The organism is Methylophaga sp. UBA4204 (assembly GCF_002379485.1).
Classification (GTDB): Bacteria; Pseudomonadota; Gammaproteobacteria; order Nitrosococcales; family Methylophagaceae; genus Methylophaga.
The window spans coordinates 6,557-6,849 of record NZ_DFTU01000031.1; the positions used below are offsets into that span (position 1 = coordinate 6,557).

Annotated in this window: 1 pseudogene; it reads left to right on the forward strand. The window is 43.7% G+C overall.

Features of this window, described 5'->3' with window-relative positions:
- Positions 1 to 89 precede the first annotated feature (89 nt).
- Positions 90 to 293, forward strand: a pseudogene (rimO, locus tag B3182_RS04040) (30S ribosomal protein S12 methylthiotransferase RimO); the annotation flags it as partial.

Below are 293 nucleotides of genomic sequence, written 5' to 3' on the forward strand. Positions count from 1 at the left end.
CACCAGCAGTGGTGGATATGAAAATTCAACAAGCCCTAATAAACAGTATAGAATAGCGGGCTTTTCTCTCCCAGTTACAGGTTACGCTTATGAAAGCTCCTCAGGTCGGGTTTGTCAGTCTCGGTTGCCCAAAAGCACTTGTTGATAGCGAACGTATCATCACCAAATTACGTTCAGAAGGGTATGAAATTTCCGCCAATTACGATGATGCTGATTTAGTGGTGGTCAATACCTGTGGCTTTATTGATTCTGCCGTTGATGAATCACTGGAAAGTATTGGTGAAGCCATTGCG